General features: G+C 71.3%; 12 protein-coding genes and 1 pseudogene. 7 read left to right on the top strand and 6 right to left on the bottom strand.

Annotated features, from left to right (window positions below):
- Positions 1–87 precede the first annotated feature (87 nt).
- Both ACIA8D_RS13115 and ACIA8D_RS13110 read right to left on the bottom strand, forming a co-directional pair.
- Positions 88–1,005, bottom strand: coding sequence for a lytic polysaccharide monooxygenase (locus ACIA8D_RS13115; protein ID WP_399231510.1), 918 nt, complete (start codon positions 1,003–1,005; stop codon positions 88–90).
- A gap of 180 nt (positions 1,006–1,185) precedes the next feature.
- Positions 1,186–1,875, bottom strand: coding sequence for a response regulator (locus tag ACIA8D_RS13110; protein ID WP_399231529.1), 690 nt, complete (start codon positions 1,873–1,875; stop codon positions 1,186–1,188).
- A gap of 155 nt (positions 1,876–2,030) precedes the next feature.
- Here ACIA8D_RS13110 and ACIA8D_RS13105 point away from each other — a divergent pair, with 155 nt between their 5' ends.
- The 4 genes from ACIA8D_RS13105 to ACIA8D_RS13090 are packed head-to-tail and all read left to right on the top strand — an operon-like array spanning position 2,031 to position 5,545.
- Complete coding sequence (locus ACIA8D_RS13105; RefSeq protein ID WP_399231527.1) at positions 2,031–3,014, top strand: Bug family tripartite tricarboxylate transporter substrate binding protein; 984 nt, start codon at positions 2,031–2,033, stop codon at positions 3,012–3,014.
- A complete protein-coding gene (locus tag ACIA8D_RS13100; RefSeq protein WP_399231508.1) occupies positions 3,011–3,559 on the top strand; it encodes a tripartite tricarboxylate transporter TctB family protein in 549 nt (182 codons plus the stop codon). The genes ACIA8D_RS13105 and ACIA8D_RS13100 overlap by 4 nt, the downstream gene beginning before the upstream one ends.
- A 4-nt stretch (positions 3,560–3,563) precedes the next feature.
- The gene (locus tag ACIA8D_RS13095; RefSeq protein WP_399231506.1) at positions 3,564–5,072 is read left to right on the top strand and encodes a tripartite tricarboxylate transporter permease; all 1,509 of its coding nucleotides are present in this window, start codon (positions 3,564–3,566) and stop codon (positions 5,070–5,072) included.
- Positions 5,069–5,545 (top strand): GNAT family N-acetyltransferase, encoded by a 477-nt coding sequence (locus tag ACIA8D_RS13090; RefSeq protein ID WP_399231505.1) that lies wholly within the window; start codon positions 5,069–5,071, stop codon positions 5,543–5,545. The genes ACIA8D_RS13095 and ACIA8D_RS13090 overlap by 4 nt, the downstream gene beginning before the upstream one ends.
- A 10-nt stretch (positions 5,546–5,555) precedes the next feature.
- Here ACIA8D_RS13090 and ACIA8D_RS13085 read toward each other — a convergent pair whose 3' ends face one another.
- Positions 5,556–5,693, bottom strand: coding sequence for a hypothetical protein (locus tag ACIA8D_RS13085; protein ID WP_399231503.1), 138 nt, complete (start codon positions 5,691–5,693; stop codon positions 5,556–5,558).
- Positions 5,694–5,801: 108 nt separating this feature from the next.
- On the opposite strand from ACIA8D_RS13085, the gene ACIA8D_RS13080 reads away from it, so the two are divergent.
- Positions 5,802–6,413, top strand: a complete 612-nt coding sequence (locus ACIA8D_RS13080) for a class I SAM-dependent methyltransferase (RefSeq protein ID WP_399231501.1) — start codon at positions 5,802–5,804, stop codon at positions 6,411–6,413.
- Positions 6,414–6,417: 4 nt separating this feature from the next.
- Here ACIA8D_RS13080 and ACIA8D_RS13075 read toward each other — a convergent pair.
- Positions 6,418–6,953: pseudogene (locus ACIA8D_RS13075) on the bottom strand (DUF402 domain-containing protein).
- Positions 6,931–7,866, bottom strand: a complete 936-nt coding sequence (locus tag ACIA8D_RS13070; protein WP_399231499.1) for a GNAT family N-acetyltransferase — start codon at positions 7,864–7,866, stop codon at positions 6,931–6,933. Before ACIA8D_RS13070 ends, ACIA8D_RS13075 begins: the two are co-directional and overlap by 23 nt.
- Positions 7,867–7,942: 76 nt before the next feature.
- Here ACIA8D_RS13070 and ACIA8D_RS13065 point away from each other — a divergent pair, with 76 nt between their 5' ends.
- Positions 7,943–8,308 (top strand): GntR family transcriptional regulator, encoded by a 366-nt coding sequence (locus ACIA8D_RS13065; protein WP_399231525.1) that lies wholly within the window; start codon positions 7,943–7,945, stop codon positions 8,306–8,308.
- Between the two features lie 196 nt (positions 8,309–8,504).
- Here ACIA8D_RS13065 and ACIA8D_RS13060 read toward each other — a convergent pair whose 3' ends face one another.
- On the bottom strand, positions 8,505–9,599 hold the full coding sequence (locus ACIA8D_RS13060; protein ID WP_399231497.1) for a DUF5925 domain-containing protein: 1,095 nt from the start codon (positions 9,597–9,599) through the stop codon (positions 8,505–8,507).
- A gap of 162 nt (positions 9,600–9,761) precedes the next feature.
- On the opposite strand from ACIA8D_RS13060, the gene ACIA8D_RS13055 reads away from it, so the two are divergent.
- On the top strand, positions 9,762–11,183 hold the full coding sequence (locus ACIA8D_RS13055) for a xylan 1,4-beta-xylosidase (protein ID WP_399231495.1): 1,422 nt from the start codon (positions 9,762–9,764) through the stop codon (positions 11,181–11,183).
- The last annotated feature ends 9 nt before the right edge of the window (positions 11,184–11,192 follow it).

Genomic DNA, 11,192 nt, shown 5'->3' with positions numbered 1-11,192 from the left:
GACGCTCCGCGTCGCCTCCCTCCTCCGCCTTGCGATCGCACGCACCAGGCCCCGCTCCCTGATCCGGCCTGATCCAAACGACAAGCCCTAGCGGCCGTGGCGGCCAGCCGTCGCGCGGCGGCGCATCGAGGCGAACAGGCCCGCCGCGCCGATCGCCAGGGCGGCCGCGCCGCCCATCGCGATGTACGGGGTGGTGGAGTCGCCGCCCGTCTCCGCCAGGTTCTGCGAATGCCCCTGCGCGGCGGGCGAGTTGGTGTGGTCGCCCATGTCCATGCCGCTGTGGTCGACCGTCGACTTGTCGGCGTCCGCGGCGATCTGCTCGTCGGACGGCTCGGAGGGTTCGGACGCCGCGCCGGAGGCGGCCGCGCCGCCGTACGTCACGTCCGAACAGGAGTAGAACGCCTCCGGGCTGTCCGAACGCTGCCAGATCCCGTAGACCAGCTGGCGGCCCGTGCGGTCCGGGAGCTTGCCGGAGAACGTGTAGTAGCCGCCCGAGGCCGTCGGGTCCGTCTTCGTCGCGACCGGGTTCTCCAGGTCCAGGTCGGACCACTTCAGCGGCTTCGACGGGTCGTAGCCCTGCTTCGTCATGTAGAGGTTGAAGGTGCCCTTGTGCTGGGCCGTCACCTTGTACTTGAAGGTGTACGAGCCCGCCGAGACCTTCGTCGCGGGCCAGTCGTCGCGGGCCAGGTCCATGCCCTTGAACTCCTCGGAGTTCGCCGAGCACAGCTTGCCGTCCGGGATGTTCTCCTGGTGCTTGCCGGCCGCCTCGCCGTCCCGGATGCCGTTCCAGTCGTACAGGGCCTGCGGGCCGCCCTCGGCGACCGCCGCCTTGCACGCCGCCGACGTGGGGCTCTCGGCGCCCTCCGCGTAACAGGCGGCGACCCGGCTGGCCGGATCGCCGAGCGTGCCGTGCGCAGCCGCCGGCGTCGCGGACAGGGCGGTCAGGGCGAGGGGGATCGCGCCGACCGTGGTGAGCGCGGCGATCTTGCGGCGCGTTGCGGACATGAGGGTGCTCCTTGCTCGAGTGCGTTGGGGGGTTCGGCAAGGAAGTTAGCCCGAAAAAACGCCCTGTTCGGCGCCTGGGAGCGCTCCGAGTGGATCTTTATGGCCCCCTTAAGACGCCACTCAGACTCCGCTCAGGACACCCCCGCGTACGCCCCTCGGGACGCCCTTTCGTCGCCTCCCTCAGGACACCCACCGGTACCGCCGCTCGGGGCGCCCCGTCCCGCCGTACCGGAGCGTCACCCGCGCCCGGCCCGTGTCCGTGAAGAACTCCAGATAGCGGCGCGCGCTCACCCGCGACAGCGTGCCCGCCTCCTGGGCGCACTCCGTCGCCGAGAGCCCCGCCGGATGCGCCCGCAGCGTCCGCTCCACCAGGTCCGCGGTGTGCGCGGCGAGCCCCTTCGGCAGTTCCCGCGAACCCGGCGGACGGGCGCCGAAGATCTGGTCGACGTCCTCCTGACGGGCCTCGTCGAGATCGTCGAGGCGGGTCCGCAGCGCCGCCACATGCCGCAACTGCTCCTGGAGCGCCGCCTGGTTGAACGGCTTGATCAGATAGTGCAGCGCCCCCGCCCGCAGCGCCGCCCGCACCACCTCCGCGTCCCGCGCCGCCGTGATGAACAGCGCGTCCACCGGCGACCGAGTCGGATCCCGCTCCTCCGCGGCCCGCAGCGCACGCAGCACCTCGATGCCGTCCATGTCCGGCAAGTACACGTCGAGCAGCACCAGATCGGGACGCAGCGCCTCGGCCGCCCGCAGCGCCTCCGCGCCGCTGTGCGCCACCCCGGCCACCACGAACCCGTCCATCGCGGACACGAACCGGCTGTGCAGCTTCGCGACCATGAAGTCGTCGTCCACGATCAAGACTTTGATCAAGACCTTTGTCACGGGCGCAGGTTAGGCGCGCGACCACAACGACCACAACGTTCGTTGCTTGCGGAAGGGAGACAGCTTGTTAACGCGTGGGCAACATGTGGGCCACCTCACAACCAAACCGCCGTCAAGACGAACACAAGAAGTAGGTGGCACACGTGCGCCTGCGCACACCCCTCGCCCCGCTCGGGGCCGCACTGCTCGTCCTGGTGGGGCCGCCGCTGCTCACCACGGGCAGCGGCGCCGATACCGGCACCCAGATCCCCGGCCTGCGCCTCATGGTCCCCAACACCCCCGGCGGCGGCTACGACATCACCGCGCGCACCGCCGCCAAGAACGCCGAGGACGCCGGACTCACCCACAACATCGAGGTGTTCAACCTGCCGGGCGCCGGCGGCACCGTCGGCCTCACCCGCCTCGTCGGCGAACACGGCAACGGCAAGCTCGCCATGTCCATGGGCCTCGGCGTCGTCGGAGCCGCCCGCTCCAACCACTCCCCGAAGACCCTCGCCGACACCACGCCCATCGCCCGGCTCACCGAGGAGCCCGATGTCGTCGTGGTCGCGAAGGACTCCCCGTACAAGAACATCAAGCAGCTCATCGACGCCTGGAAGAAGAACCCCGGCAAGCTGCCCGTCGGCGGCGGCTCCTCGCCCGGCGGCCCCGACCACCTGGCGCCCATGCTGATGGCGCGCGCCGCCGGCATCCAGCCCAAGGCGGTCAACTACGTCCCGTTCGACGGCGGCGGCGAACTCCTCGCCTCCATCCTCGGCAACAAGGTCGCCTTCGGCGTCTCCGGCGTCGGCGAGTACCTCGACCAGATCAAGAGCGGCGAACTGCGCCTCCTCGCCGTCACCGGCCCCGAACGCGCCGCGGGACTCGACGGGCCCACCCTCAAGGAGTCCGGCTACGACGTCGACTTCACCAACTGGCGCGGCATCGTCGCCCCGCCCGGCCTCTCCGGCACCCAGCGCGACAAACTCACCCACCTCGTACGGAAGTTGCACGCCTCCAAGGAGTGGAAGAAGTCGCTGAGGACGAACGGCTGGGGCGACGCCTTCCTCGTCGGCGACGACTTCGGGACCTTCCTCGACGCCGAGGACAAGCGCGTCGTGTCCGTACTGAAGGAGCTTGGCCTGTGAACCCGGTAGAGCCCGCGACCGCCACCGACACCCGCCCCGACGAGGGCACCCGCACGTCCTGGCTGCGCGCGCACTCCGAACTCGGCGTCTGTGTCCTCCTGTTGGTCCTCGGGGTGCTCGTCCTCACCGACGCGCTCACCATGGACGTCGACATCACCCAGCGCGGACCCGTCGGACCGAAGACCGTGCCGATCGTCGTCGGCATCGGGCTCCTCGCCGTCGCCGTCCTGCTCGCCGTCGACGTGCTGCGCGGCGGCAGGGGAGAGGCCGAGGCGGGCGAGGACATCGACCTGTCCGAACCCGCCGACTGGCGCACCGTGCTGCTGCTCGCCGGCGTCTTCCTCGCCACTGCCGTCCTCATCGAACCGCTCGGCTTCCCGCTCGCGGGCGCCCTGCTGTTCTGGGGCGCGGCCTACGCGCTCGGCAGCCGCCACCTCACCCGCGACCCCCTGATCGCCGCGGGCCTCTCCCTGCTCACCTTCGTTCTCTTCAACAACCTGCTCGGCGTTCCCCTGCCGGGCGGCCCCCTGATGGGAGTGCTGTGACCCGATGAACGCCCTCAACTCCCTCCTCGACGGCTTCGGCACGGCCCTCACGCCCGTCAACCTGCTCTGGGCGGCGATCGGCGTCCTGCTCGGCACGGCCATCGGCGTGCTCCCCGGCATCGGCCCCGCCATGGCCGTCGCCCTGCTGCTCCCGGTGACGTACGGACTCGAACCCACCGGCGCGTTCATCATGTTCGCGGGCATCTACTACGGCGCCATGTTCGGCGGCTCGACGACCTCGATCCTGCTCAACACCCCCGGCGAGAGCGCCGCCGTGGTCGCCGCCATGGAGGGCAACCCCATGGCGAAGGCCGGACGCGGCGCACAGGCCCTCGCGGCCGCCGCCGTCGGACACTTCGCCGGCGGCATGATCGGCACGATCCTGCTGGTGGCGCTGGCCCCCAAGGTCGCCTCGCTCGCCGTCGACATCGGCGCGCCCGACTACTTCGCCATCATGGTCCTCGCGTTCATCGCGGTGACCTCGGTGCTCGGCTCGTCCCGCGTACGGGGCCTCGCGTCCTTGCTCATCGGCCTCACCATCGGCCTGGTGGGGTTGGACCAGGTGACGGGCCAACAGCGGCTCACCTTCGGCTCGTTGCAGCTCGCCGACGGCATCGACGTCGTCATCGTCGCGGTCGGCCTCTTCGCCATCGGCGAAGCCCTGTGGGTGGCCGCCCATCTGCGCCGCACGAGCGGCGAGGCGATCCCCGTCGGCCGCCCCTGGCTCGGCGGCTCCGACGTGAAGCGCACCTGGAAGTCCTGGCTGCGCGGCCCGCTCATCGGCTTCCCGTTCGGCGCGATCCCCGCGGGCGGCGCCGAGATCCCCACGTTCCTCTCCTACGTCACCGAGAAGCGCCTGTCCAAGCACAAGGACGAATGGGGCAAGGGCGCCATCGAGGGCGTGGCGGGCCCCGAGTCGGCGGCCTCGGCATCGGCCGCGGGCACGCTGGTCTCGATGCTCACCCTCGGCCTGCCGACCACGGCCGTCGCCGCCGTCATGCTCGCGGCCTTCCAGCAGTACGGCATCCAGCCCGGCCCGCTGCTCTTCGAACGCGAACCGGAGCTGGTCTGGGGCCTCATCGCGTCCCTCTTCGTCGGCATGGTGCTGCTCCTGGCGCTGAACCTCCCCCTGGCCCCCGTCTGGGCGAAGCTGCTGCGCATCCCCCGCCCGTACCTCTACGCCGGCATCCTCTTCTTCGCGGCGGTCGGCGCGTACGCGGTGGGCGGCGAGGCCATCGACCTCGTCATCCTGCTGATCATCGGCCTCATCGGCTTCGGCATGCGCCGCTACGGACTGCCCGTGCTGCCCGCCGTCATCGGTGTCATCCTCGGGCCGAACGCCGAGCAACAGCTGCGCCGCGCCCTCCAGATCAGCGACGGCAGCGTCAGCGGCCTGGTCAACACGCCGTTCTCCGTCACGGTCTACGCGGTGGTCCTGCTCATCGTGGCGTGGCCGCTGCTGAAGAAGTTGGTGGTGCGCGGGAGGGGAAGTGACGTAGACAGGACGGTATGACCAACAAGAGCGGAGAACCCGCGATCCGCCGGGCGACGGCCGCCGACGTGCCCACCGTCAAGGCGGTCACGGACGCGGCGTACCACCACTACATCGCCCGCATCGGCGTCGTACCGGCACCCATGGAGGCAGACCACGCGGCGAACGTGGCGGCGGGCCTGGTGCACGTCACGGGCGACCCGGACGTGACCGGCCTGGTCGTCGTCGAGGCGCGCCCCGACCATCTCTTCCTCGACAGCATCGCGGTCCACCCCGACGCCCACGGGCAGGGGGTGGGCCGCCGCCTGCTCGCTTTCGTGGACGAGCACGCGCGCGTACTGGGCCTCCCCGAGGTGCGGCTCTACACGAACGCACTCATGTGGGAGAACCAGGAGCTGTACCCGCGGTACGGATACGAGGTCGTGGAGCGTCGCGCGGACGGCCCCTACGACCGGGTCCACTACCGCAAGCGGCTGGGTCTGAGCGGCATCTGACCGGCCCCGCTCACTCGTCGGGCCACCAGGTCCTGCGGACGTCCTTGCGCACTTCCGGACGCTCGCGCTTGAGGTCGGCCGCGTCCTCGCGCAGCCGACGCCCGATGCTGCTCGATCCGGTCGGCTTGTGCATGGTCACTCGGCGCATGATGCCTCCTGTACCTACACGGGTTCCAACGTGGTGCCGTTGTAGACCTGTTCCCGGAGGGTCCCCCTTCGAAGCGCAATTGTCAGTGGTGCTTGTCACGATGGGGGCATGACGACATTTGGGGGAACGGCCTCGGAGCCGGTCGACTGGGACGCGGCGGCGGGGGACTTCGACGACGAGCCGGATCACGGGCTGCGGGATCCGGAAGTCCGTGCGGCGTGGGCCGTGCGGCTTGCGGGATGGCTGCCGGAGAGAGCCTGTGACGTGCTCGACCTCGGGTGCGGGACGGGCAGTCTGTCACTCCTCGCGGCCGAGCGGGGGCACCGGGTGACCGGGGTGGACAGCGCGCCGCGGATGCTGGAGCTCGCCCGGCGCAAGCTGGCCGGGCGTGACGCGGAGTTCCTGCTCGGGGACGCGGCGGAGCCGCCGGTGGAGCAGGGGGCGTACGACGTGGTGCTCGCCCGGCATGTGCTGTGGATGCTGCCGGACACGGGGGCCGTGCTGCGGCGCTGGGTGTCGCTGTTGCGGCCCGGCGGGCGGCTCGTCCTGGTGGAGGGGGTGTGGGGCGAGCTGAGCCCGGTCGGGATACCGGCGGCGCGCCTGACGGACGCGCTCGCGCCGCTCGTCGCAGACGTCCGGCGGGAGCCACTGTCGGACGACGCCCGGCTGTGGGGGCGGGAGGTCGCGGACGAGCGGTACGCGGTCGTCGCCGTCACGTGAGCGGTCAGTGGGCCAGGAGGGCGGTCAACCCGCCCTGCTTGGCGAGGCGTTCGAGGTCGTCGAGGGCCCGGACCGCGTTCCGCGCGGCCTCCGGGTCCCGCTCGGCGAGGCCGCTCTCGGCGAACTCGTCCTCGTCCAGGCGGATCACCTGCTCGCCGTCCGCCGACACCCACAGATCGAGGTCGAGGTCCTCGCAGCGGATGTCGCCGTCGGTGGTGCGCACGGCGGGGCGGGCGATGTCGCAGTACCAGCCCTTGAGCGAGCCGTCCGCCGCGCGGACCTCCTTCACGGAGTACGAGGGGGTACCCCCTGCTCCTTAAGAGCTTGGGGGAGGTCCCGCCAGTAGTGCTCGGTGAAGACGTCGCCGGGGGCGAACCGGACGAAGCCGAAGTCCCGTACGCCGTCGCCCGCCCAGGGGCCGCGGACCGTGACGCGCGTGCCGTCGTCGTGGAGGAGCTCCACCGGGTAACTGATCTTCGTACGGCCCGCCTTGATCAGGTGGACGTGGAGGGCGCCGTCAGTGGGCGAGGGTGCGGACATGGCGGATCTCCGTCGCGTCGAGTACGTAGCCTAACCACTTGTTGATCGCGAGCATCGGCTCGTTGCCGGTGTCGTTTCCCGTGTACGCGACCGTGATGCCGGCGGCGCGGGCCCGGTGCAGGGAGTCGTTCTTGGCGAGCTTGGCGAGGCCGCGGCCGCGGAAGGCGCGGGCCGTGCCGGTCATGCCCGACACATAGCGTCCTTCGCCGTCCGTGAGGGCCGCGGTGAACGCCGCGGGGGCGCCGTCCACGAGCGCCACCGTGGTCAGTTCGTGGTTCAGCAGGGGCTGGCGCCAGGTGTCGCGCAACCACTGGTCGTAGTCGGCGAGTTCGGCCTGGATGTCGCCCGGTTCGTCGGACGTGGCCTCCGCGTCCAGGCCGAAGAGGGGGCGCGGGTCCGCCGCGTAGGCGGAGGCGGGGCGCAACTCCACGTGCGGCGGAGGCGGTTGGCGGGGCGGCAGGGCGGCGCTCGTGAGGTCGAGGCGCAGGAAGTGCGCGCTGCGGCTCGACCGGTAGCCGCGGGCGGCGGCCCAGGCGACGTTGCGCGGGGCGTCCAGGGCCCAGCAGTGCACCTCCGTCGCGCCGTGCTGGGCGAGGTGCTCCTCGGCCGTGCGCAGGAGGAGGGTGCCGGCGCCGCGACCGGTGTGCTCGGGGTGTACGTATACGTTCGCGTAGCCCTGGCCCGGCTGCGGGCTGTCGTACGCGAGGCCCACCTGCGCGGTGCCGATCACCTCGCCGGCGCCGGTCTGGGCGATCAGCTGGCGGTAGTGGGCGTCGGGGTGGGCGTGTGCGGCGTCGTACGCGACGGAGGCCGGGGTCGCGAGCATGGCGGGCAGGCAGGCGCGGCGGACGCGGGCGAAGGCCTCGGTGTCGGCCGGGTCGCCGAGGTGCAGCGCGCGCACGATGACGGTCATGGGGGCGCACGCTACGCGCCGCACGCTACCGGGTGCCTCTCATTTTTGGGCGCTGCGGGAGAATCGACGCGTGACGATGAAGATCGATATCCGCATTGACGACAGCGCGGCGCCGTTCGAACAGGTGCGGGCCCAGATCTCCGAGCTGGCCCGGTCGGGGGTGCTGCCCGTCGGGTACAAGCTGCCTACGGTGCGTGGGCTCGCGGAGGAACTCGGGCTCGCCGCGAACACGGTGGCCAAGGCGTACCGGGCGCTCGAGACGGACGGGGTGATCGAGACGCGGGGGCGCAATGGAACGTTGATCGCGGCGGCGGGGGACGCGGCGGAACGGGAGGCGGTGGCGGCGGCGCAGGCGTATGCGGAGCGGGTCCGGCGCCTGGGCCTGTCCGAGTCCGCGGCGCTCTCCGCGGCACGGGACGCCCTGCGCGCGGCGTACGCGTAGCCACGCCGTGGCCGGAGCCGTCGTCCCTGTTGCGCGGCACCGGGGGCCGCCTTGCCCACCCTGCCCCCAAGGCGGCAGATTGCCCAAGGCGGGGCGGCACCTGCAAGCCCCGCCGCGGACGGGCCAATCAAGCCCCGCTCTTGGACGAGACACGCGGGGGCCGGGGCGGAGCCCCGTGGCGTAGGGGCGGGAGGCGCTACAGGTACAGGCCCGCCTCCGACCCACCCCGCGGGTCCGGGACAGACGTGGGGGAGATGCCGCGGCGCAGCGCGTACAGCTCCGCCAGCGTCGCACCCTCGCGGCCCACCCCCTCCTCCGTCCCCAGCCAGTCCGTGGCCTCGCGGCGCGTCAAAGGGGAGACCTCGATGCGGGCGAGGCAGCGGCCGGGCCGGACAACGGCCGGGTGGAGGCGTTCCAGGTCCTCGTTCGTCGTGACACCGACCAGGACGTTGCGCCCCTGGCCGAGCAGGCCGTCCGTCAGGTTCAGCAACCGCGACAACGCCTGCCCCGCCGTGTGCTTCGCCTCCCCGCGGATCAGTTCGTCGCAGTCCTCCAGGAGGAGCAGCCGCCACCGGCCGTTCGCCGAACCGTCGTCCTCGCCGATCGCGATGTCCATCAGGTAGCCGACGTCCGAGAAGAGCCGCTCGGGGTCCAGCACGCAGTCGACCTGGCACCAGTCCCGCCACGAACGCGCCAGCGTCCGCAGCGCCGACGTCTTGCCCGTCCCCGGCGGCCCGTGCAGCAGGAGCAGCCGGCCCGCGATGTCCTCGGGCCGGGTCTTCATCAGCTCGTCCATCGCCTCGGCGACCGGCGCCGTGTAGTTGGGCCGCACCTCCTCCCACGTACCCGCCGAGATCTGGCGCGTCGTGCGATGCGGGCCGCGGCGCGGGGACACGTACCAAAAGCCCATCGGCACGTTCTCCGGCTGCGGCTCGGGCTCGTCCGCCGCACCGTCCGTGGCCTGCCCCAGGACCTTCTCCGCCAGCTCCGCCGTCGTTGCCGTCACGGTGACGTCCGCGCCCCTGCTCCACCGGGAGATGAGCAGCGTCCACCCGTCGCCCTCGGCGAGCGTCGCGCTGCGGTCGTCGTCGCGCGCCGAGCGCAGCACCCGCGCGTCCGGCGGCAGCAGCGTCGCGCTGGAGCGCACCCGGTCGATGTTGGCCGCGTGCGAGAAGGGCTGCTCGCCCGTGGCGAAGCGGCCGAGGAACAGCGCGTCGACGACGTCGGAAGGTGAGTCGCTGTCGTCGACGCCCAGCCGGACCGGCAGCACGTCGAAGGGGTTGGCAGACATGCCGCCATGATCCGGCACGAACGGGCCTCCCGCACGCAATTTCCGCAGTGCGCCCCCGCTTCGTACCGGCCGACACGCCCACCCCGGCTGTCGAACCTCGTTACGAGTCCGTGGCAACGGAGCTGGTCCTTCCGCCAACTCCCCTCGTTACCCTTGTCCTTGATGGGACGTCATGGGTGGGAATCGGGGGCGCGGCGATGGCGACTCATCGCCCTGCTCGGCGTGGGTATGGCCGTACTGGCCCTGGTGCTGACCGTGATCAGCACGCTTCCGGACGGCAAGCACAGCACCGCGGGCACCACCCCCGACGGTGACCGGGTGCACGGCACGCCGGGCGAGCCGCCGAAGGAGCTGGGGCCGCAGGTCGGCTGGGGGTTCACGCACACGCAGTTCTCCGCCGACGAGGGCTCGTCCGCCGCGACCGAGCGCGCCGAGAAGCTGCTTGGGGAGCGGCCGATGCCGCAGAACCAGCACATCATGGGCTGGGGCGCGAGCAACCCGGAGCCGGTGAAGGGGCGTTACCAGTTCGAGGAGATGGACCGCCGGATCGACTTCATCCGCAAGTCCGGCGGCACGCCCGTGGTCACGCTGTGCTGCGCGCCCGACTGGATGAAGGGCGGCAAGGCGGGCGTCGGCAACACCGACTGGAGTAAGGCGAGTCTGGAGACCGCGCCGTCCCCCGAGCACTACAAGGACTACGCGAAGCTCGCGGCGACGGTCGCCAAGCGGTACCCGTACGTCCGGCACTTCATCGTCTGGAACGAGTTCAAGGGCTTCTGGAACGACGACGAGGGCCGCTGGGACTACGAGGGCTACACGAAGCTCTACAACCTCGTCTACAAGGCGCTGAAGGACGTCCGTAAGGACATCATGGTCGGCGGCCCGTACCTCGTCATGGACAGCCTCCATCCGAAGCAGACCGACGGTGGATCCGATGCCGTCAAGGGCGCCTGGGGGCGGATGGACCAGCGGATCGTCGACGCCTTCGAGTACTGGAACAAGAACAAGGCGGGCGCCGACTTCGTCGTCGTCGACGGGTCGAGCTACACGAACGACGACGAGATGCTGCCCGACGAGTTCGCCGCCACCGACAAGTTCACCGACGTCGGCAAGTGGATCGAGCGGCAGACCGGCGATCTGCCGTTGTGGTGGTCCGAGTACTACGTGGAGCCCGCCGACAGCAGGGACGAGCGGCAGGGCTGGAGCGAGCCGCACCGCGTCGCCGTGCAGGCCTCCGGGATGATCGCGATGGCCATGGGAGGGGCGACGTCCGGGTTCTACTGGAACCCCGAGGACGAGAAGGGCAGGGACTGCGCCGGCTGCCTGTGGCAGCCCACCGACCGCGCCTCCGGCGGGGGCGCGCTGCCGATGTACGACCTGGTGTCGCGGTTCAACGAGGAGTTCGGGCCGGGCACGAAGTTCGAGCGGGTGTCGGTGGCCCGGGACGACGTGCCGAATGTGCGGGTCCTTGCTGACGACAAGGCGGTGCTTGTCGTGAATACGTTGGAGCGGTCGATCAGCGCGAAGGTCGATGGCAGGCGGTTCGAGATGGCGGCCTACGAGGTGAAGTGGCTGCGGCGGTAGTGCCTCCCT

Source organism: Streptomyces sp. NPDC051684 (assembly GCF_044453445.1).
In the GTDB taxonomy this organism is placed as follows: domain Bacteria; phylum Actinomycetota; class Actinomycetes; order Streptomycetales; family Streptomycetaceae; genus Streptomyces.
The sequence above is the reverse complement of the archived record's forward strand: the minus strand, read 5'-3'. Positions and strand labels throughout refer to the sequence as shown.

Excerpts from the sequence above, each read along its gene's own strand:
- ACIA8D_RS13115 (WP_399231510.1), bottom strand. The coding sequence starts at position 1,005 with ATGTCCGCAACGCGCCGCAAGATCGCCGCGCTCACCACGGTCGGCGCG.
- ACIA8D_RS13095 (WP_399231506.1), top strand. The coding sequence starts at position 3,564 with ATGAACGCCCTCAACTCCCTCCTCGACGGCTTCGGCACGGCCCTCACG.
- ACIA8D_RS13090 (WP_399231505.1), top strand. The coding sequence starts at position 5,069 with ATGACCAACAAGAGCGGAGAACCCGCGATCCGCCGGGCGACGGCCGCC.
- ACIA8D_RS13085 (WP_399231503.1), bottom strand. The coding sequence starts at position 5,693 with ATGCGCCGAGTGACCATGCACAAGCCGACCGGATCGAGCAGCATCGGG.
- ACIA8D_RS13080 (WP_399231501.1), top strand. The coding sequence starts at position 5,802 with ATGACGACATTTGGGGGAACGGCCTCGGAGCCGGTCGACTGGGACGCG.
- ACIA8D_RS13070 (WP_399231499.1), bottom strand. The coding sequence starts at position 7,866 with ATGACCGTCATCGTGCGCGCGCTGCACCTCGGCGACCCGGCCGACACC.
- ACIA8D_RS13065 (WP_399231525.1), top strand. The coding sequence starts at position 7,943 with ATGAAGATCGATATCCGCATTGACGACAGCGCGGCGCCGTTCGAACAG.
- ACIA8D_RS13060 (WP_399231497.1), bottom strand. The coding sequence starts at position 9,599 with ATGTCTGCCAACCCCTTCGACGTGCTGCCGGTCCGGCTGGGCGTCGAC.
- ACIA8D_RS13055 (WP_399231495.1), top strand. The coding sequence starts at position 9,762 with ATGGGACGTCATGGGTGGGAATCGGGGGCGCGGCGATGGCGACTCATC.